Raw genomic sequence first — 20,781 nt, forward strand, 5'->3', positions numbered from 1 at the left:
AGACAAGAGCATGATGCCGAAAAGTGTGTGCGGTTTTCGGACGACATCATGCTCTAACTCTTTAATTTAGAACAGGATTCAGATTTTAGGCCAACCGGGCCTAAAATCATCCTGTTCTAGCGTTTTTCCGCCGAGCCGCCTGAGGCGGCCGGCGGCAATATAACCATCGACAAGCTGTCGTTCGGCGGCAAACGGGTGCCATTCCCAGCCGACGTGACCGAAGCCGGCCAACATCACCTCGGCTCCGGGAAATTTGCTCAGCACTTCGGCAATGACGATCATGCCGCTGCTCGGCACGACATAGGGCGCAGGCGCAAAAGCCGAGAGCGACGCATCGACGGCCTCGTGGATCGATTTGTCGATGACGACATGCGCCTTGCCGGTCTCGGCGCAGAAAGCACCGAATGCCTCGGTATAGTCGTCGCAGAAATCGTCGAGATCGGGATGCGAGACGTCCAGCGGCACCCGCATCGCGGCGAATTTCTCCGGGTCGCGCACGCTCCAGATTTCGCGGGCCGAGACGACGCCGGGATGGGCGCGCCATTCCGGTGAACCGAGCATCGCCTTTGCCGGCCGACCGGTATTGCAGACCGCGATGGCGTCCGTCCGGCTGCCGCCGGCGCCATAGGAACGGCAATCGTTGAAGCGGACGACAAAATCTGCGGCATCGATGATGCCTGCCTCTCCCTCACCGACCTCGCCATTGCCGACGATCACGATCTTCCCGATCACCTTAGTTGCCCATCGTGTCTTCGAGCTCTTTCAGCTCTTTCGTGCGTCTGTCGGTGATGTTGGCGAGACATCCGGCGACCAGCATCGGCTCCATCGTGCCGCCACGAGCCTGGAAGCCGAAGGCGTCGCACTCGGCGTCGCGATAATCGATCCAGGCGCGCTGCGCCTTGACCAGCGCCTGCTCGGCACCCTTCATGTCGCCGTCGAGATCCTTGTCGATCGCCGCAAGAGCCGCGCGGGTCTTCTTATATTGCGCATTCAGGGCTTTGTCCGCGGTCTCGTGACGCGCCGCTTCGCAGGAGGTCATATCCGATTGGGTCTTGGGATTCTGGCAATCGATGTCCTGAGCAAAAGCACTACCCGCTGCCAGCAGCATCGCCGCTCCGATGAGGCAGATGTTCAAACGCATGCATCCCCCCGTTAAAGCTTGCCCATCACCAGCTGACGGAAACCATAGACCTCCCGCTTGCCGGCAAGCGGGATCAGCGTCACCGAGCGCGTCTGCCCCGGTTCGAAACGCACGGCCGTTCCCGAGGGAATATCGAGCCGCTTGCCGTGCGCGGCCGCGCGGTCGAAGGAGAGGCCGGCATTGGTCTCGGCGAAATGATAGTGGCTGCCGACCTGCACCGGCCGATCGCCGGTATTGGAAACCTCCAGCGTCACCGTCGGCGCGCCGGCATTGAGTTCGATGTCGCCGCTTGCGGCAATGATTTCGCCCGGAATCATCTCGTTCTCCTCAAGCTGCCCTGGGCGCGCAGCCCTCGGCCTTCAGCACGCGTTTCGTCGATGCCGGATGTTTGGCGAGCATGGCCGCTGGCCGGATGGGCCTCGCGACGAGATTGCCGCCGCAATTCGGGCAGGCGCCCTTCAGCACATTGTCCACGCAATCGGCGCAGAAGGTGCATTCATAGGTGCAGATCCGCGCCTCCATGCTCTCCGGCGGCAAATCCTTGTCGCAGCACTCGCAATTGGGTCTGAGTTCCAGCATTCTATTTCCTCACCTGATCGGTTCGTGCACGGTGACGAGCTTGGTGCCATCGGGGAATGTCGCCTCGACCTGCACGTCGTGGATCATCTCGGCAATGCCTTCCATCACCTGATCGCGGCCGATCACATGGGCGCCGGCCTCCATCAGTTCGGCGACAGGGCGGCCGTCGCGGGCGCCTTCGACGACGAAGTCGCTGATCAGCGCGATCGCTTCGGGATAGTTCAGCTTGACGCCGCGCTCGAGCCGCCGCCGCGCCACCATCGCCGCCATTGATATCAGCAGCTTGTCTTTTTCTCTCGGAGTGAGGTTCATTGCTTGCCCATCTGCTTCATGCTTAGCTTTAGAGATTCCAGACTTTCGGCACAGGCGCATCATTGCGCAAGACGGAAATAACAGGGATCAGGATTTTTCTCAGCGTGAAGCCGTCGGCCGCCGCAAGGCGCACGACCAGCTTGTCGCTCCAGGCGCTTGCGCCGCCCATCGCGCCCTCAAGGAGGGGCCGGACTCTGCCGAGATAGGCTTCCGCCAGCGGCCCGGCATAAAGCAGCGTCGCGAAGGCGACCTGCCCGCCGAGCACCGCTTGGCGCGCTGAAAGCGCCGCGACACCCTCGGAAAGCCTGAGCTCCTCGGCATGGATTAGCCGGCCGGAGCGGCGGATGCGCCAGCGGTCGCGAAAGAGACCCGTGTCTACCGTCTCCCCCATGGCCTTGCGGCCGAGCAGCACGGCTTCGACGGCCAGGAATTCGGCGCTCTCGTCGAGATCGACATCGAGCCGGCGGAAGAGCGCTGCCCGATCGAACAGGATCGTTTCCTGCGGCAGCCAGTCGACCCGCGCCCCCACCCCCACTTCGATGCGGGTCGTCACTTCTGCGGTACCGGCCGATGCCTTGTAGATCTTCTCGCAGGCCTGGGTGGTGACGTCGATATTGGTGCCGGCGCCGGCAACGACGCTCCAGTCCATCCGGTCGCCGCCGGTCAGCCCGCCAGCGGTGTTGATGATGACGGCTTCCATCGAGGCATCGAACGTATCCGGGAGGCGGATCTTCGCCGCCCCCTCCTGATAGAGCTCGCGGAGACGCGTGCGGCCGTCGAGCAGCTTTGCCGCCAGATGTCCGCGTCCTTCCGCTCTTTGCGGTCTCGTGCTCGCCGCCGCAATCGTCATGTCGTCCTCTTCAGTCGCGCCATCGGCTTTTATCAATCGCGCGGATGATGGAAAGCAAGCAATTCCCATGCCGTCCGAGGAATGCCCGCGGCCCGCAGGGGAGACCGGCGAAGCGTTGCAACCCCTGCCGTAAAAAACGGCATCTGCCGGTCAAACGGTCAGGTGACGACGAGCCTCCGGCGTATCGAGGCTCTCGGCAAGTCCTTCATGCACGATTTCGCCGCGGTCCATGATATAGACGTAATCGGCAAGCTCCCGGCAGAAATCGAGATATTGCTCGACGAGCAGGATCGCCATGCCGGTGGAATCACGCAGGTAGCGGATCGCCCGGCCGATATCCTTGATGATCGACGGCTGGATGCCCTCGGTCGGCTCGTCGAGTACGAGAATCCTCGGCCGCGTCACCATGGCGCGTCCGATCGCCAGCTGTTGCTGCTGCCCGCCGGAAAGATCGCCGCCCCGACGCGAGAGCATCGACTTCAGCACCGGGAAGAGGCTGAAGATGTCATCGGGGATGTTGCGGTCGCGGCGGCCGAGCGGTGCAAAGCCGGTTTCGAGATTTTCTTTTACCGTCAGCAGCGGAAAGATTTCGCGTCCCTGCGGCACGTAGCCGATGCCCTGCTTGGCCCGGGCAAAGGGCGGCAGGCCATTCAGCCTGGTATCGTTGAAGGTGACGGTGCCGGCCGACAGCGGATGCTGGCCGGTCACGGCGCGCAGAAGCGAACTCTTGCCGACGCCGTTGCGCCCGAGCACGCAGGTAATCTTGCCCATCTCCGCTTTGATCGAGATGCCGCGCAGCGCCTGCGCAGCGCCATAATGCAGATTTGCGTTTTCGACTGTCAGCATCCCTTCACCCATTCCCCATCAGTTCATCAGTGTGCGCCTCAGCGTCTGCAAGGCGTGCTCCTGTTCGTTTGTTCTTTCGCCGCCGGCCGCGGCCACGTCCTCGGCAATGCCGATCAGTTGCTGGCGCTCCTGCATGTCGAGCGCCTTTAGCCAAAGATCCCGGAACCGGCGGATCGGATCTTCGGGACTGGTGACGTTCTTCGACGCCCACTCACCGAAAACCAGAACCTCTTCCATGTCGCCCGGCCGGATGATGCCTTTCATGCGATTGCGGACGACGTCTCTCGCAGCGTCGAGATGGATTGGCTTTTCCTTGGCGAGGCAGAAGAAGAAGGCCACCGCCGCAATCGCCGGATCGGCGATTGACGCCAGCGGCGCTGCCGCTGCCTGCTTTCGTAATTTCCCGCGCTTATAGACGCCCCGCATGCGCTCGACGGAATCGATGATCTCGCTTCCCGCCTCACGCATCATTTTCAAACGCCAATACCAAACGGCCGCGCCGCTGATCGCTACGACCAGAATGCCGAGAAAAGCCATGATGAATTCCCACAAAAAACCCCACCCGTTTTAGAGCGTTTTCTCTTGTCGGGTTCAAGCCTCTAAGTTGCATTGATCACCGCCCCAGATAGTTCTCGATTACCTTGGGATCGGAGCTGACGAAATCGATCGATCCCTCGGCCAGCACTGAGCCTTCCGCAAGGCAGGTCACCTTGACGCCGAGATCGCGGATGAAGCCCATATCGTGCTCGACGACGACGACCGAGCGGGTCTTGGCAATGTCCTTCAGCAGGATCGCCGTCTCCGCCGTTTCCGCGTCGGTCATACCGGCCACCGGCTCGTCGACGAGCAGCAGCTTCGGCTCCTGCGCCAGCAGCATGCCGATCTCCAGCCACTGCTTCTGCCCGTGCGAGAGGTTGGCGGCCAATTCGTCCCGCCGGTGCGTCAGCCGCACCGTCTCGAGGATCTCATCGATGCGTGCCTTGTCCTCACCTGACAGCCGATAGAACAGCGTCGAAAACACCGAGCGGCGGCGGTTGAGCGCCAATTCCAGATTGTCCCAGACCGTATGGCTTTCGAAGACCGTCGGCTTCTGGAATTTTCGGCCGATGCCGAGCTGGGCGATATCGGCCTCGTCCTTCTTCGTCAGGTCGATCGAGCCGTTGAAGAACACTTCGCCCTCATTGGGCCGTGTCTTGCCAGTGATGATATCCATCATCGTCGTCTTGCCGGCGCCGTTCGGGCCGATGATGGCGCGAAGCTCGCCGGGCTCGATGACGATCGAGAGCGAATTCAGCGCCTTGAAGCCGTCGAAGGAAACGGAGACGCCGCTGAGATAGAGCACGCTGTTGGGTTTGACGTCTGGGATCATAGCCTTCACTCCGCTGCCTGGATTTTCGGCTCGATGTCGTCTTCCTCAGCTGCCGGCTGGGCAGCTTCGGCAACGGGTTTCCGCCGGGCGACATAGTGCGCTATCGTGCCGACCACCCCCTTCGGCAGGAACAGCGTGACGGCGACGAAGAGGCCGCCCAACGCAAACAGCCAAAACTCCGGGAAGAGGCCGGTGAAAATTGTCTTGCCGCCATTGACGAGGATCGCGCCGACGATCGGTCCGATCAGCGTGCCTCGCCCGCCGACTGCCGTCCAGATGACGACTTCGATCGAGTTGGCGGGCGCGAATTCGCCCGGATTGATGATGCCGACCTGCGGAACGTAGAGCGCACCTGCAATGCCCGCCATCATCGCCGAGACGACGAAGGTGAAGAGTTTGAAATGCTCGACGCGGTAGCCAAGGAAGCGCGTACGGCTTTCGGCATCGCGCACGCCGACCAGCACCTTGCCGAATTTCGAGCGCACGATCGCCGAAGCGATGACGAGCGACGACGCCAGGAAAATCGCAGTCGCGGCAAAGAGGCTGGCGCGCGTGCCGTCGGCCTGAATGTTGAAGCCGAGGATATCCTTGAAGTCGGTCATGCCGTTATTGCCGCCGAAGCCCATGTCGTTGCGGAAGAAGGCCAGCAGCAGTGCATAGGTCATCGCCTGGGTGATGATCGAGAGGTAGACGCCGTTGACGCGCGAGCGGAAGGCAAACCAGCCGAAGACGAAGGCGAGCAGGCCCGGCACTGCAAGCACCATCAGCGCCGCGAACCAGAACTGGTCGAAGCCGTACCAGAACCAGGGCAGTTCCTTCCAGTTCAGGAACACCATGAAGTCGGGCAGAACAGGGTCGCCGTAAACGCCGCGCGAGCCGATCTGGCGCATCAGATACATGCCCATCGCATAACCGCCGAGCGCGAAGAAGGCGCCGTGGCCGAGCGAGAGGATGCCGCAGAAGCCCCAGACCAGATCGAGCGCCAGCGCCAGCAGCGCATAGGTCAGATATTTGCCGAACAGCGCCATGATATAGGTCGGAATGTGCAGCGGATGGGTCGGGCCGGTCGCAAGGTTCAAGACGGGCACCAGAATGGCGACCGCCAGCAGCAGCGCGGCGGCGACGGAAATCCTGCGATCGAGAGCCCGGAGAAGGAAGGCCGTTATCATGCTTCCACCGCCCTTCCTTTGAGTGCGAAGAGCCCGCGCGGACGCTTCTGGATGAACAGAATGATGAGGACGAGCACCAGGATCTTGCCGAGCACGGCCCCGGCGAAGGGCTCGAGGAACTTGTTGGCGACGCCGAGCGACAAGGCGCCGACCAGCGTGCCCCAGAGATTGCCGACACCGCCGAAGACGACGACCATGAAGCTGTCGATGATGTAGTTCTGGCCGAGGTTCGGCGAGACGTTGTCGATCTGCGAGAGCGCCACCCCAGCCATGCCGGCAATGCCCGAGCCGAGCGCAAAGGTGAAGGCGTCGACCCAGCCGGTGCGAATGCCCATTGACGAGGCCATGCGCCGGTTCTGCGTCACCGCCCGCATCTGAAGTCCGAAGGCGGAGCGCTTGAGCAGCATCAGCAGTGCCAGGAAGACGACCAGCGAAAAGACGATGATCCAGAGCCGGTTCCAGGTGATGACCAACCCGCCGAAATCGAAGGCGCCGGACATCCAGCTCGGATTGCGGACCTCGCGATTGGTCGGGCCGAAATAGCTGCGGATCGCCTGCTGCAGGATCAGCGACACGCCCCAGGTGGCGAGAAGCGTTTCCAGCGGCCGGCCGTAGAGATAGCGGATCACCGAACGTTCGATGACGAGACCGACGAGGCCGGTGAAGAGGAAGGCGGCCGGCACCGCGAAGGCCAGCGAATAATCGGCAAGCGAAGGAAAGGCCGAGGCAATCGTTTCCTGCACCATATAAGTCGTATAGGCGCCAATCATCACCATTTCGCCATGCGCCATGTTGATGACGCCCATGACGCCGAAGGTGATGGCTAGGCCGATGGCCGCAAGCAGCAGCACCGAGCCGAGCGACAGGCCGTACCAGACGTTCTGGACGATATCCCAGAGTGCGAGATCGCGGTTGATCGTATCGATCTCGGCCTGGATCGCCGGTTTCAGATCGTCAGGCGCGGTCGTCATCGCCGTTGTCAGGATCGTCAGCGCATCGCGGCCGCCGCGGGCGGCGATCGTGTCGATCGCAGCCTTCTTGTCTTCGATGCCGGCGTCGCTCTTCAGCGTCATCACGGCGCGCGCCGCTTCCATCGTATTCCTGATCTCGCCGTCCTTCTCGGCTGACAGAGCCGAATTCAGCAGATCGAGATTGGTGGGATCAGCATCCTTGAGCATGCCCTCGGCAGCAGCGAGCCGCGCGGAACGGTCCGGGCTCAGCAGCGTCAGCTGGCTCATCATCGTCGTGATGGTCGTGCGCAGCGCATTGTTGATCTTGACCTTCGACATCATGTCGGGATCGAGGTCGGCGATCGCCTCGCCGCTGATCGGGTCGGAATAGGTCGGCTCGTCCTCCGTGCCGCCGTGCACGAGCACAGGACCGCCTTCCGAATTGACGTAGAGCTGGCCGTCGCTCAGTTGCTGCAGAATGCGGCTGACATGCGAATCCCCGGAAGCGACAAGCGCCCGGATGGCCGCCTCGCGTTCGGGAAAGCCGCCGACGCCGAGCGCATCGACAAGGGCATGCACATCGTCCTGCGCGCGAAGGCCGGCCATCGGAAGCGTCAGCCCCGAAAACATCAGGCACAATGTCAGAAGAAAAATCTTGATGGCGCGAAACATCGCTCTCTCGCCTCGATGGTCATCGGCCTTTCGGCGCAGCGGTAAGGACGAGCTTCCGCCCGGATCAGGTCCGGACGGAAGTCTTCAGTCTGTCGACGGAACAAGTGTGTCAGGAACCCTTGCCGCCGCACTTGCCGGTTGCGACGTTGAAGTTGCCGCAGTTGAGGGGCTTGCGCCAGTCGGAGATCAGGTCCTTCGAGTCCGGCAGATAATCCGACCATTCGTCGCCGACGACGGCAGGCGTCTGCTGGACGATTTCGAACTGGCCGTCGGCCTGGATTTCGCCGATCAGCACCGGCTTGGTGATGTGATGGTTCGGCATGACGGTCGCATAACCGCCGGAGAGGTTCGGCACGGTGACGCCGATGATGTTGTCGAGAACGGCATCCGTATTGGTGGTGCCGGCGGCCTCAACGGCCTTCACCCAGGCGTTGAAACCGATATAGGCAGCTTCCATCGGGTCATTGGTCACGCGCTTGTCGTTCTTGGTGAACGCATGCCATTCCTTGATGAACTTCTTGTTGGCCGGGCTTTCGACCGACTCGAAGTAGTTCCAGGCGGCGAGATGGCCGACGAGCGGCTTGGTGTCCAGACCGGCCAGCTCTTCTTCGCCGACCGAGAAGGCGACGACCGGGATGTCTGTTGCCTTGATGCCCTGATTGCCGAGTTCCTTGTAGAAGGGCACGTTGGCATCGCCGTTGATGGTGGAGACGACGGCGGTCTTCTTGCCGGCCGAGCCGAATTCCTTGATCTTGGCGACTTCCGTCTGCCAGTCGGAGAAGCCGAAGGGCGTGTAATTGACGAGAATGTCTTCCTTCGGAATGCCCTTGGATTCGAGATAGGCTGCAAGGATCTTGTTGGTCGTACGGGGATAGACGTAGTCGGTGCCTTCGAGCACGAAGCGCTTCACGCCCTCGGTCTTCATCAGGTAATCGACAGCCGGGATCGCCTGCTGGTTCGGCGCAGCACCGGTATAGAAGATGTTGCGCGAGGATTCCTCGCCTTCATACTGCACGGGGTAGAAAAGCAGCGAGTTCAGTTCTTCGAAAACCGGCAGGACGGATTTGCGCGAGGACGACGTCCAGCAGCCGAACACGGCGGCGACCTTGTCCTTTTCGATCAGCTCGCGCGCCTTTTCGGCAAAGAGCGGCCAGTCGGAGGCCGGATCGACGACGACGGCTTCGAGCTTCTTGCCGAGAAGGCCGCCCTTCTTGTTCTGCTCGTCGATGAGCATCAGCATGGCGTCTTTGAGCGTGGTTTCGGAAATTGCCATCGTGCCGGAGAGCGAATGCAGCACGCCGACCTTGATCGTATCGTCGGCAGCAACTGCACCATGGAAGGCGGCCGACGCCGCCATGACGGCGCCGAGCGCAGCGCCGGTAAGAATGGATTTGAGATTCATTTGGTTGATCCCCTCTCTTGTTCCGCAACAGGCCTGAAACGGAAGTGAACTGTTGCCGAGGGGACTATCGGGTGCTGCAGCGCGAAAACACATACGCAAAATGACGTAGGCCAGGGGGTCAAATGCGCAGGCCGAAAAAGCAAAGGGCATCCCCGCAGCCGGGGATGCCCTCTCGCTTCGCGGCGAAAAATCAGCCGTCGATCGTCAGAGTAACCGCGGTCGCGCCGTAGGAGAGGCTCGCCCTGTGGCCGGAGATCGTGAACTTGCCGAAGCTGCCGGTGATGCTGCCAGCCTTCAGGATCTCGATCTTCGTCCCGGGCGCCGGGACAAAGCCATGGGCAAGCGTGACGTCAATGTCGCCGGCGAGCGCCGCTTTACCGGCGACGACAAGCGTGCCGGCGCCGTTCACGCCGAGCGCCAGCTTTGCCGTTGCATTGGCGAACTGCTGATAATCGCCGCCCACGGCCACCGGCTTATCGGCCGCCACGACGAACGAGCCGCCATTGACCGTCAGCCCGCCAGTGCCGAAGGCCGAGGGCGAGCCGGCAACCAGCGCCCCCTCTTCCAGCACGGTGCCGCCGGCATAGCTGTTGGCGCCGGAAAGGCCGAGAATGCCGCTGCCGCGCTTCACCAGCTTGCCCTTGCCGCCGATGTCGTTGCGCCAGGTATCGATCGCATTGAAGCCGCCCTTTGCCGCATCCATCGTCACGGTCACGTCCTGATCGAAGGCGCCATATCCGTCGGCGGCAGCAAACAGGTTGAGGCGGCCGTAACCCTCCGCGTCGTCGAGGAGCGGATAGCCGGAAGCGATCTCCGTTGTGCCAAGCACCTCACGGCGCTGTTCGCCGTCGAGATAGGGAAGACGCGTTTCGAGAAGCGCTTCGGCGCCCTGCGGCACGCGGGCCGGCCGATCGGTCGCATGAATCGTCGGCATGCCGTAGCTCAGGCGCTGCAGTACATAGGCGCGGTTGGCGTCATGATCGGCGAAACGGTCTGCGGCAAGCGGCGCTGCATGGGCGGCAACTTCGAGCGCGCCTGCATCCTGGACACCCGATTTGGCGATCAGCCACGATTGCGCCTGGGCGTAAGCGTCGCGCTTCAGCGCGGCATTGTCGGTCTTGTTCAGGTTATAGACGACGGTGGCGGTGCCGAGCATCCGGCCGCCCATCACGTCGAGCGGAGAATGCATGCCGGCAAGGATGCGGTCTTCACCCATTTCGCTGGCGCGCGTGATCATTTCCTGAAAACGCTGCGGTACGAGATAGGCCATGGCAAGCGCATCCCGCCAGGCTTCCGCCGTATGACCGCTCGGGAACCCGCCATCCTCGACGGGCTTGCCGCTCTTGGCAGGCTCCAGCGTCGGGACAACGGATACGTCCTGACTCCAGCGGTAGGGACGGCCATATTTGAAATAGCGCTTGGCAGGTTCCGTCGAACCGTCGCCGCTTGCGGCATTGATGAAGTCGATGGCGAGGCCCATATCCGGGTTGGCATCGGTCCTGTTTTCGGTGTCCGGCTTGCTACCGGCGCCGCGATTATTGCCCTTGTCGTCATATTTGACCGTCGTCGCGTCGGCCGCCACCTCGGTGATGGTGGTGGTCTGCTTGGAGCCGGCCTTCCAGGCATCGGTCAGCGGGCCGAGGCCGTCGACGATGCTGGCATTCTTGCCGCGCCGGTCGTCGAGATAGGCGGCAACAGCCTGCTCGGCTGTCCGCGCCTTGGTCGCCTTGACGACATAGGCGATGTTCGCATCATGGACGAGCTTGTTGACGATCTGGCCGTCAGTCTTGCTGAAGGGAATGCCGTCCCAATCCGTCTTGGCGACCGCTGGGCAATTGTCCTTGGTCGGTGCTTCAACGCCGGCGTCGACAAACGGTGTGCGCGGGGTCCAGACTTCCAGGAAGCCGGAGAGAAGGTGAACGGCGGCATTAGTGTCCACCGTCGAGAAGCAGGCGTCACCGCGCTTGTTGGTGTTTCCGGCCTCGACATAAGGCGCTTTCGCCGCCGTGGCCTGCTCGGCGCCGGCGAGCGACGGCACGATCGAAACGAGGCAGACGAGAGCGGTGCTCAGGCGAAAAAGGCTTGAAACAGACATGGATGATACCTGAAATGGTTGGAGGAACGGCGGGAGAGTTAGAGGGCTCGTGTGACAGAGCGGCTTCAAAAATATGGCAGTTCAATGAATCTGCCAGTGCTCCGCCCCTTGCCTTTCTGACCCATCCCGCCAAAACTGTTCCGAGACGATAGGCCAACCGGAATGCCGGAAGGAAGACATGGCAGCGCGCCAACGCATCATTCCGGTAAGACGCGAATATAATCGCTGGGTCGCCAACCAGACGCTGGAAGATTATGCGCTGCGTTTTACCGCAAAGAGCGCCCGCCACTTCTCCTCCCAGCGCATCGCGCAGACGGCGATCGGTGCGATCTCCTTCCTGGCGCTCGAGGCGATCGGCGGCGCCATCACCCTCTCCTACGGCACCACAAACGCCTTTTATGCCATTATCGTCGCAAGCATCGCCATGCTGGCGATCGGCCTGCCGATCAGCCGCTACGCCATTCGCCACGGCGTCGATATCGATCTGCTGACGCGCGGCGCCGGTTTCGGCTACATCGGCTCGACCATCACCTCGCTGATCTATGCGAGCTTCACCTTCATGCTGTTTGCGATCGAGGCCTCGATCATGTCCGGCGCATTGGAGCTGACGCTCGGCATTCCACTCTGGATCGGCTATATCGTCAGCGCCGTCATGGTGATCCCGCTGGTGACGCACGGCGTGCGGCTGATCAGCAAGTTCCAGCTGATGACCCAGCCCTTCTGGATCGTGCTGAATATCCTGCCGTTCCTCTTCATCGCCTTCATGGACTGGGAAAAATTCGATCTCTGGCGTGCCTTTGCCGGCATCCGCCAACCGTCGGGCTCTCCAGGCACTGTTGCCGCGTTCGATCTGGTGCAATTCGGGGCAGCCTCGGCCGTCATCCTGGCGCTGATGTCGCAGATCGGCGAACAGGCCGATTTCCTCCGCTTCCTGCCGCCGGAACCGCGGCGCAAGTGGCGCCATCGCCTGGCCGTCTTCCTCGCCGGACCCGGCTGGGTCGTCATTGGCGCGCCGAAGCTGCTTGCCGGCTCCTTCCTGGTCGTGCTGACCCTGGCCTCGGGCGTGCCCGTCGATCGCGCCGCCGACCCGGCGCAGATGTATCTGACCGCCTTCGGCTACATGGTCCCCTGGCACAATGCCGCGCTGCTGCTGATGGCCGCCTTCGTCGTTGTCTCGCAGTTGAAGATCAACGTGATGAATGCCTATGCCGGCTCGCTTGCCTGGTCGAACTTCTTCTCGCGGTTGACCCACAGCCATCCCGGCCGCGTCATCTGGTTGGTCTTCAACGTCGCGATCGCCCTGCTCTTGATGGAGCTCGGCATCTACCGGCTGCTGGAGGAGACGCTCGGCATCTTTTCGATCATCGCCATGGCCTGGCTGTGCACGATCTTCGCCGATCTCTTCATCAACAAGCCGCTGGGGCTCGCACCTTCCGGCATCGAATTCAAGCGCGCCCATCTCTACGACATCAATCCGGTCGGCCTCGGCGCCATGGCGCTGTCGGCAACGGTGTCGCTGATCGCGCATTTCGGCGCCTTCGGCCCGCTCGCCGCCTCGCTTGCCCCCTATATCACCCTTGTTGTCGCGCTCATCGCTTCGCCGGCACTCGCCTTTGTGACGAAAGGCAAGTTCTATCTCGCCCGCAAGCCGCGCCAGAGCTGGAAGAACCTGACGAACATCACCTGCTCCGTTTGCGAGCACCCTTTCGAGCCGGAAGATATGGCGTGGTGCCCGGCCTATGCCGCGCCGATCTGTTCGCTCTGCTGCTCGCTCGACAGCCGCTGCCACGACATGTGCAAGCCTGCCGCCCGTTTCAATGCGCAGGTCGGCACCGTCGCCAAGGTCCTGCTGCCGGAAACCATTCTGGGCAAATTGACGACGCGCCTCGGCCGCTACGGCATCGCCGTCGTTCTGGCCTTGGCCGCCATCGGTGCAATCCTGGCGATGATCGCCCATCAGGTCGCCGCCGCCTCCCCCGAGACGGCCGAGGTGGTCAACCGCACCATCCTGGTCGTCTTCTTCGTCTTTTCGGTGATATCGGGCGTCGTCTGCTGGTTCTACGTGCTCGCCCATGACAGCCGTGTCGTCGCCGAGGAGGAATCGTCGCGCCAGAATACGCTGCTGCTCAAGGAAATCGCCGCCCATAAGAAGACTGACGCCGCCTTGCAGAACGCCAAGGAGACGGCCGAAGCTGCCAACCGCGCCAAGAGCCGCTATGTCGTCGGCCTCAGCCATGAGCTGCGCACGCCACTGAACGCCGTCCTGGGTTATGCCCAGATCCTCGAGCGCGACGACACCATCCCTGCGCCGCGCCAGTCCTCGATCAAGGTCATCCGCCGCAGCGCCGAGCATCTTTCCGGCCTGATCGACGGACTGCTCGACATCTCCAAGATCGAGGCCGGCCGCCTGCAGGTCTATTCCAACGAGATCAACATCCAGGATTTCCTCGATCAGATCGTCGAGATGTTCCGCCCGCAGGCGCAGGCGAAGGGGCTCGCCTTCGTCCATCAACGCTCACCGGCCCTGCCGCAATTCGTCCGCACCGATGAAAAACGGCTGCGCCAGATCCTCGTCAACCTGCTCTCCAATGCCATCAAGTTTACCGATCAAGGGAGCGTCACCTTCGATGTCGGCTATCGCAGCCAGGTGGCGACCTTCACCGTTGCCGATACCGGCCGCGGCATCACCGAGAAAGACCTGCCCCGCATCTACGAACCCTTCCAGCGCGGCGAGGCCGAAAGCGTACGGCCGATGCCGGGTCTCGGGCTCGGTCTCACCATCACCCGGCTGTTGACCAACACGCTCGGCGGCGAGATTTCGGTCTCGAGCGTGAGGGACGAGGGCTCGACCTTTCGCGTGCGGCTGATGCTGTCGGCCGTCATGCGCGCTGCCGCCCCGCCACAGGAAAAACGTATCGTCGGGTATGACGGCCCGCGCCGCACGATCGTCGTGGTCGACGACAATGAGGATCACCGCGAGATGATGCGCGAAATCCTGGCGCCGCTCGATTTCATCGTGCTGACGGCGGCCGGCGGCGCCGAATGCCTGACGCTGATCGACGGCATCATGCCGGATCTCTTTCTCGTCGATATCCTGATGCCCGGCATGAACGGCTGGCAACTCGTCTCACGCCTGCGCGAGGCCGGCCAGACGGCGCCGATCGTGATGCTTTCGGCCAATATCGGCGACGCAGCGGTCTTGAGCGACAGCGACGACAGCCACAATGATGCAATAGGCAAACCGGTCGACATCCGTCAGCTGCGCGACAAGCTCGCTTTGCATCTCGGCCTGAAATGGATCTATGCCGACGCCACGCCCGCCGTTCCTGCCAGGATTGAAGCACCGTTGTTGAGCCCTGGCGCTGCCCATGTGCAGGAATTGCTGCGGCTGGGCGAGATCGGTTACATCAGGGGCATAGAAGCCAAGCTTTCGGACCTTGCCAAGGCGGAGGCAAATCGGCCATTCACCGAAGCTCTTCGACCTTATGTCGCCGCCTTCGATCTGGCCGGCTTCATGACCTTCCTGCACGACTTCGACGAAAAGGTGGAATCCATTGGCTGAGCCGGCCCTGCCCCGCGACATCGTTCTGCTTGTCGATGACTCGCCCGAAGCGCTCGGCTTCCTGACCGATGCGCTCGAGCACTCCGGCTTTGCCGTGCTGATCGCCACATCGGGCACGGCAGCACTCGGCATCGTCGAGCGCATCACGCCCGATCTCATCCTGCTCGACGCCGTCATGCCCGCCATGGACGGCTTCGAGACCTGCCGCAGGTTGAAGGCCAATGCCGCAGTGGCGCAGGTGCCTGTCATCTTCATGACCGGCCTGACCGAAACCGAACATGTCGTGCATGCGCTGGAATCGGGCGGCGTCGATTATCTCAGCAAACCGATCAATATCGACGAACTGCGCGCCCGCATTCGCGTCCATCTCAGAAATGCCCGCTCGACCCAGAGCGCCCGTGTCGCCCTCGATGCCGCCGGACGCCATCTGCTGGCGGTCAAGAGCGACGGCGCGATCCATTGGTCGACGCCGCACGCAACGCGCCTTGTCAACGCCGCCATGGGCAGCGACGACGGCATGGAAACCGTCGTCCACCATATCGCCGGCTGGATGCGCGACCGCGTTGCTGCAGCGCGCGACGGCATCATTTCGATCGCCCATGCCGGCCAGGCGGCGTTGCAGCTCGCCTTCCTCGGCGCGATCGGCCCCGACGAATATCTCTTCCGCCTCACCGCTGCCAATCAGCGCAGTGACGACGAGGTGCTGCGCCAGCGCTTCTCGCTCACCCAGCGCGAATCCGAAGTGCTGCTCTGGATCGCCAAAGGCAAGCCCAACCGCGACATCGGCGAAATACTGGGGCTATCGGCGCGCACTGTGAACAAGCATCTCGAACAGATCTACGTGAAACTCGGTGTCGAAAACCGCGCCTCGGCCGCCGTGAAAGCGACGCATGTGCTGCACGAAATGTGAGCGAGAGCATGATGCCGAAAAGGGTGAGCGGTTTTCGGACGACATCATGCTCTAACTCTTTAATTGGAACAGGATTCAGATTTTAGCCCGACCGGACCCTAAAATCATCCTGTTCTAGTCGGCGGCATCGGATAGCCGCTGCCGAAATTGCCGAGGATTTCCGCGACGGCCTGGATCGGACAGACCCTTCGGCAACAGATCAGCGGCACCGCCGGAGACGGACATTGAACTTCCATAAACAAAGAAGCCCGGTCGGAACCGGGCTTCGATCTCATCTCCCCGAAAAGGGAAGTCAGGCTTACATGCCCTGCGGAACGTAGGTGTACTTGCCGTCCGCGCCCTTCTTCCATTCGTACATGATGTAGCCAGGAATCTTCGGGTCGCCCTTTTCGTCGAACGAAATGTCGCCGAGAACCGTCGGGAACGGACCCTTTTCCTTCATGGCCGTGGCAACGGCTTCAGGATCGACCGAACCGGCAGCCTTGGCAGCACCGGCGATCGCCTGCATCGCAGCGTAGGAGTAGAGCGTGTAGGCTTCCGGGTTGAAGCCGGCGGTCTTGAACTTCTCGACGAGTTCCTTGTTGGCCGGGTTCAGCGTCGGGTCGGGACCGAAGGTGTTGAGCGTACCGGCAACGGCGTCACCAGCGATCGAGGCCAGTTCGTTCGAAACGATACCGTCGCCCGAAACCAGCGTTGCCTTCAGGCCCTGGTCGGCAGCCTGACGGATGATGAGACCGGCTTCGGTGTGCAGGCCGCCCCAATAGATGATCGAGACGCCGGCTTCCTTCATCTTGGCGATGAGGGCCGAGAAGTCCTTGTCGCCGACGTTGATGCCTTCGTACATGACTTCGGTCAGGCCGGCAGCGTTCATGGCCTTCTTGGTTTCGTCGGCAAGGCCCTGACCGTACGGGGTCTTGTCGTGAACGACGGCGATCTTGGCATCCTTGAAGTGGTCGGCAAGATACTTGCCGGCGATGGCGCCCTGCTGGTCGTCACGGCCGCAGGTGCGGAACGTGTTCCAGAGACCGCGCTCAGTGAACTTCGGGTTGGTAGCAGCCGGGGTGATTTCGAGAATGCCGTTTTCGGCATACACTTCCGAAGCCGGGATGGAAACGCCCGAGTTGAAGTGACCGATGACGAACTTGACGCCGTCGGCAACGAACTTGTTGGCGACCGAGATGCCCTGCTTCGGATCGGAAACGTCGTCGCCGAGTTCGATCTTGATCTGCTCGCCGTTGATGCCGCCGGCTGCGTTGATGTCGGCAGCTGCCTGCTCGGCACCCTTCTGAAGCTGAGCGCCGAAAGCGGCGTTCGGGCCGGTCAGCGGACCAGCGACAGCGATGAGAACGTCGGCCCGTGCGACGCCGCTGAAGGCGACCATCGCCGTCAGGGCCACCGCCGACAGAAGAGACTTCTTCATATTGTTACTCCCAATTTTTGGGCGGGTTCCGGTCCAAGGCCCGGCGCATTACCCACCATTGACTGCGCCAGGAAAGAGGTTCCACTCTGGAGGCAATTCATGCCTAGTTTCAACGGACTGTCAATGTTTGTCCTTCCACGAAAACGCGGAAGTTTTTTCGTACAGCCAGTAATAGTTGTTGACCATCTGATTGGTGCGGCGAAAGCGGAAGCCGGCGGTCGAGAAGACCAGCAGCGTCACGAAATCGATGCCGTAAAAGAGGGCGCTGAGCATCGGCCCGTTGAACAGGGCATGGTGGAGAAACTGCATCGCCCAGGCGAGCAGGAAGGTGTAGACGACCGCCAGCGGATAATTATTCCAGCCGTCTGCGACCGCCTTGCCGGCCCGCCAGGCCGTCCAGAAGCCGATCAGCACGACAAGGGCGCGAATGACGAGACGGACGCTGTCATCGCTTTCGAAGAAAAGTCCCTGCATCTCAAACTCTCCCTTCGAGCTAGTGTCTTCCGCCTTCGAGATAGGCGGCGCGGACCTCGGGATTGGCGAGCAGTTCCTTGCCGGAGCCGCTCATCGTCACCTTGCCGTTCACCATCACGTAGGCGCGATGCGAAAGCCTGAGTGCCGCGAAGGCATTCTGCTCGACCAGGAACACGGTGAGGCCTTCCTGCTCATTGAGCTTGCGGATCGCCTCGAAAATGCCCTTGACGATCAGCGGCGCGAGGCCAAGCGAAGGTTCGTCGAGCAGCAAGAGCTTCGGACGCGCCATCAGGGCGCGGCCGATCGACAGCATCTGCTGTTCGCCGCCCGAAAGCGTGCCGCCGCGCTGGGCGTGACGTTCCTTGAGACGCGGGAAGAGCGTGAAGATCTTCTCGACGTCCTCGGCGAAGTATTTGAGATTGTCGAGGCCGGCGCCCATCTGAAGGTTTTCCAGCACCGTCATGCGCGGGAAGATGCGGCGTCCCTCAGGCGACTGCGCGATGCGCAGGCGCGCAATCTCGTGTGTCGGCATCTTGGTGATATCGCGGCCCTCGAAGACGACCGCGCCCTTGCGAGCCTGTGGGCTGCCGCAGATCGTCATCATCAGCGTCGACTTGCCGGCGCCGTTGGCGCCGATCAGGCTGACGATCTCGCCCTTGTTGACTTGGACATCGATGCCGGCCAGCGCACGGATATTACCATAATAGGTTTCGACGCCGTTCACCTGAAGGAGCGGTTGACCCGTCATTACTTCGTCGCCCATCAGTTTGCGCCTCCTTCGAGCTGCTCGACGGTTGCGATCACCTCTTCCACTTCCTCATCCTCGACACCGAGATAGGCCGCGATGACCTTCGGATCGTGCTTTACGTGATCCGGCGTGCCATCGGAAATCTTCTGGCCGTATTCGAGGACGACGACGTGGTCGGAGATTTCCATGACAACCGACATGTCGTGCTCGATGAGCAGAATGGAGGTTCCGGTTTCGGCGCGGATGTTCTGCAACAGCGCATTCAGAGTTGCCGATTCCCTTGGGTTGAGACCTGCCGCCGGCTCGTCCAGGCAAAGCAGTTCCGGGCCCGTGCACATGGCGCGCGCGATCTCCAGGCGCCGCTGGGCGCCATAGGGCAAATCGCCGGCCGGATCGTCGGCGCGATCGATCAGGTTGGCCTTTTCAAGCCAATGGCGCGCGAGCTCAATGGCGGCGGAGGCCTCTCGCCGATAAGGACCGATGCCGATGAGGCCGAGGATCGTATAACCCGATGCCTGCATCAGTTTGTTGTGCTGGGCGACCAGCAGGTTTTCGAGAACGGTCAGGCCGGAAAACAGCCGGATGTTCTGGAAGGTGCGCGCCACCTTGGCTTCCTTGGTGATGCGAAAGTCCGGCAGACGCTCCAGAAGATACTGTTTACCGTTCTTCTGATTGAGCGTGATCATCCCCATCGTCGGCTTATAGAAGCCGGTGATGCAGTTGAAGACAGTGGTCTTGCCGGCACCGTTCGGCCCGATCAGCGCGGTGATATCCCCGCGCTTGGCTTCGAAGGAGAAGTCGTTGATGGCCATCAGGCCGCCGAACTTCATCGACAGGTGCTCGACCTTGAGCAGCGTATCGCTCGACATGGTGTTGGTAACCGGGCTCATCAACCATGGCCCTCCTTGGTAAAGCTTCCGGATATGGCCTTGCGCTCCTTGAGGAAGGCGGTCGGTTCACGCGAGCCGACGAAACCGCGCGGCTTGAACAGCATGACGACGACCATCGCCAGGCCGAACAGCAACATGCGGTAGAGTTCCGGCGTGAAGTCGGGTCCGAAGACCGCCTTCAGGAAGTCCATTTCGCGCAGCGCTTCGGTACCGCCGACCATGACGATCGCGGCGATCGCGATGCCGGTCAGCGAGCCCATGCCGCCGAGAACGACGATGGCGAGAACAACCGCCGATTCCAGGAAGATGAAGGATTCCGGCGAAACGAAACCTTGGCGCGCTGCGAAGAACGAGCCTGCGAAGCCGCCGAACATGGCGCCCGTCGCGAATGCCGTGAGCTTGGTCGTCACCGTGTTGATGCCGAGCGAACGGCAGGCGATCTCGTCTTCGCGCAGCGCTTCCCAGGCACGCCCGATCGGCATGCGGCGCAGCCGGATGGTGACGTAGGCCGTCAGCATGCAGAGTGCCAGGATGAGATAGAAGAGGAAGATCTTGTAATAGGCGGACGACATCGGCAGGTGGAAAAGCTTGGCAAAGCCGCCGGCTGTCGCGTCGAACGGGATGCCGAACAGCGTCGCCTTCGGAATGCTCGAGATACCGAACGTCCCCTTGGTCACGTCGGTCCAGTTGATGAGGACGAGACGGATGATCTCGCCGAAGGCAAGCGTGACGATTGCGAGGTAGTCACCGCGCAGGCGCAGCACCGGAAAGCCGAGGATGACACCCCAGAGCGCCGCCAAGGTGCCGGAAAGCGGCAGCAGCACCCAGAAGGACAGGCCGAAATAGCTCGACAGCAGCGCGTAGGAATAGGCGCCGACCGCATAGAAGGCGACGTAACCGAGATCGAGCAGGCCGGCGAGACCGACGACGATGTTCAGCCCCCAGGCGAGCATCACGTAGATCAGGATCTGGATGCCGAAATTGTCGACCCATTTCAGCGAGCCCTGAGCACCGACGAGCGCCACGATCACGACAGGATAGAGCACCAGCGCGAGCAGCGCGAACTTCAGGAAATGGCGGTGGAAGAAGTTCTTCTCGGTCGAGATGTCGAGATCACCTTCCCGTGCCTTCCTAAGCTTGCGGCGGTCGATGTTCGGCTTGATGAAAACGACCATGAGGAAACGGCCGATCGCGGCGACAGCGACGAAGATTGCAAGCAATCCCCAGCGCTGCACGATGATCAGCTCGTTGTTGATGTTCTGGTCGGTCTTCAGACCGACATAGAGGACGAACATGCCGAGCGACAGGACGGCGGCAAAAAGGGCTTCGGTAAGGCCTTTGCGGACAAGTCCGGCGTCGGGCTTGCCTGCAGAATTCTCGATGTTTGCCATG

General features: G+C 61.9%; 20 protein-coding genes. 2 read left to right on the forward strand and 18 right to left on the reverse strand.

The features are described 5' to 3' along the window. Positions 1-78: 78 nt before the first annotated feature. The 13 genes from AMC88_RS17095 to AMC88_RS17155 form a co-directional block, all read right to left on the reverse strand. Positions 79-717, reverse strand: a complete 639-nt coding sequence (locus AMC88_RS17095; RefSeq protein WP_170960042.1) for a Urease operon accessory protein — start codon at positions 715-717, stop codon at positions 79-81. Positions 718-733: 16 nt separating this feature from the next. Further along, positions 734-1,141 (reverse strand): lysozyme inhibitor LprI family protein, encoded by a 408-nt coding sequence (locus tag AMC88_RS17100; protein ID WP_012484971.1) that lies wholly within the window; start codon positions 1,139-1,141, stop codon positions 734-736. Between the two features lie 11 nt (positions 1,142-1,152). After that, complete coding sequence (locus tag AMC88_RS17105; RefSeq protein WP_012484972.1) at positions 1,153-1,458, reverse strand: urease subunit beta; 306 nt, start codon at positions 1,456-1,458, stop codon at positions 1,153-1,155. 10 nt (positions 1,459-1,468) lie between these two features. Further along, positions 1,469-1,720 carry a DUF1272 domain-containing protein gene (locus tag AMC88_RS17110; protein ID WP_012484973.1) on the reverse strand — a complete coding sequence of 84 codons (252 nt, stop codon included), beginning with the start codon at positions 1,718-1,720 and terminating at the stop codon, positions 1,469-1,471. 9 nt (positions 1,721-1,729) lie between these two features. Further along, complete coding sequence (locus AMC88_RS17115; protein ID WP_003561955.1) at positions 1,730-2,032, reverse strand: urease subunit gamma; 303 nt, start codon at positions 2,030-2,032, stop codon at positions 1,730-1,732. Between the two features lie 28 nt (positions 2,033-2,060). Then, positions 2,061-2,882, reverse strand: coding sequence for an urease accessory protein UreD (locus AMC88_RS17120; RefSeq protein WP_016733929.1), 822 nt, complete (start codon positions 2,880-2,882; stop codon positions 2,061-2,063). 150 nt (positions 2,883-3,032) lie between these two features. After that, positions 3,033-3,728, reverse strand: coding sequence for an urea ABC transporter ATP-binding subunit UrtE (gene urtE, locus AMC88_RS17125; protein WP_012484975.1), 696 nt, complete (start codon positions 3,726-3,728; stop codon positions 3,033-3,035). 18 nt (positions 3,729-3,746) lie between these two features. After that, positions 3,747-4,265: a hypothetical protein gene (locus tag AMC88_RS17130; RefSeq protein WP_012484976.1), complete on the reverse strand. Its 519-nt coding sequence runs from the start codon at positions 4,263-4,265 to the stop codon at positions 3,747-3,749. A gap of 76 nt (positions 4,266-4,341) precedes the next feature. Next, complete coding sequence (gene urtD / locus AMC88_RS17135) at positions 4,342-5,097, reverse strand: urea ABC transporter ATP-binding protein UrtD (RefSeq protein WP_012484977.1); 756 nt, start codon at positions 5,095-5,097, stop codon at positions 4,342-4,344. Between the two features lie 5 nt (positions 5,098-5,102). Continuing rightward, positions 5,103-6,266, reverse strand: coding sequence for an urea ABC transporter permease subunit UrtC (urtC, locus tag AMC88_RS17140; protein WP_012484978.1), 1,164 nt, complete (start codon positions 6,264-6,266; stop codon positions 5,103-5,105). Continuing rightward, the gene (gene urtB, locus AMC88_RS17145) at positions 6,263-7,888 is read right to left on the reverse strand and encodes an urea ABC transporter permease subunit UrtB (RefSeq protein WP_012484979.1); all 1,626 of its coding nucleotides are present in this window, start codon (positions 7,886-7,888) and stop codon (positions 6,263-6,265) included. Before urtB ends, urtC begins: the two co-directional genes overlap by 4 nt. Positions 7,889-7,997: 109 nt before the next feature. Continuing rightward, positions 7,998-9,290 carry an urea ABC transporter substrate-binding protein gene (gene urtA, locus AMC88_RS17150; protein WP_012484980.1) on the reverse strand — a complete coding sequence of 431 codons (1,293 nt, stop codon included), beginning with the start codon at positions 9,288-9,290 and terminating at the stop codon, positions 7,998-8,000. A 190-nt stretch (positions 9,291-9,480) separates the two neighbouring features. Continuing rightward, positions 9,481-11,385, reverse strand: a complete 1,905-nt coding sequence (locus AMC88_RS17155; protein WP_064825546.1) for an acid phosphatase — start codon at positions 11,383-11,385, stop codon at positions 9,481-9,483. A gap of 178 nt (positions 11,386-11,563) precedes the next feature. Between AMC88_RS17155 and AMC88_RS17160 the strand changes: the two genes are divergently transcribed. Further along, a complete protein-coding gene (locus tag AMC88_RS17160) occupies positions 11,564-14,947 on the forward strand; it encodes a hybrid sensor histidine kinase/response regulator (RefSeq protein WP_012484982.1) in 3,384 nt (1,127 codons plus the stop codon). Continuing rightward, a complete protein-coding gene (locus tag AMC88_RS17165) occupies positions 14,940-15,857 on the forward strand; it encodes a response regulator transcription factor (RefSeq protein ID WP_064825548.1) in 918 nt (305 codons plus the stop codon). Before AMC88_RS17160 ends, AMC88_RS17165 begins: the two co-directional genes overlap by 8 nt. A 298-nt stretch (positions 15,858-16,155) precedes the next feature. Here AMC88_RS17165 and AMC88_RS17170 read toward each other — a convergent pair whose 3' ends face one another. From AMC88_RS17170 to livM, 5 genes are all read right to left on the reverse strand, one after another. Further along, positions 16,156-17,277, reverse strand: a complete 1,122-nt coding sequence (locus AMC88_RS17170; protein WP_004675671.1) for a branched-chain amino acid ABC transporter substrate-binding protein — start codon at positions 17,275-17,277, stop codon at positions 16,156-16,158. 120 nt (positions 17,278-17,397) lie between these two features. Further along, positions 17,398-17,751, reverse strand: coding sequence for a DUF6867 family protein (locus AMC88_RS17175; protein ID WP_004675675.1), 354 nt, complete (start codon positions 17,749-17,751; stop codon positions 17,398-17,400). Between the two features lie 19 nt (positions 17,752-17,770). After that, positions 17,771-18,514, reverse strand: coding sequence for an ABC transporter ATP-binding protein (locus AMC88_RS17180; protein WP_012484984.1), 744 nt, complete (start codon positions 18,512-18,514; stop codon positions 17,771-17,773). Then, positions 18,514-19,389: an ABC transporter ATP-binding protein gene (locus AMC88_RS17185; protein ID WP_012484985.1), complete on the reverse strand. Its 876-nt coding sequence runs from the start codon at positions 19,387-19,389 to the stop codon at positions 18,514-18,516. The genes AMC88_RS17180 and AMC88_RS17185 overlap by 1 nt, the downstream gene beginning before the upstream one ends. Further along, entirely contained in the window at positions 19,389-20,780 is a 1,392-nt protein-coding gene (gene livM / locus AMC88_RS17190; RefSeq protein WP_004675681.1) for a high-affinity branched-chain amino acid ABC transporter permease LivM, read from the reverse strand. The genes AMC88_RS17185 and livM overlap by 1 nt, the downstream gene beginning before the upstream one ends. Between the last annotated feature and the right edge of the window lies 1 nt (position 20,781).

The organism is Rhizobium phaseoli (assembly GCF_001664385.1).
GTDB classification, from domain to species: Bacteria; Pseudomonadota; Alphaproteobacteria; order Rhizobiales; family Rhizobiaceae; genus Rhizobium; species Rhizobium phaseoli.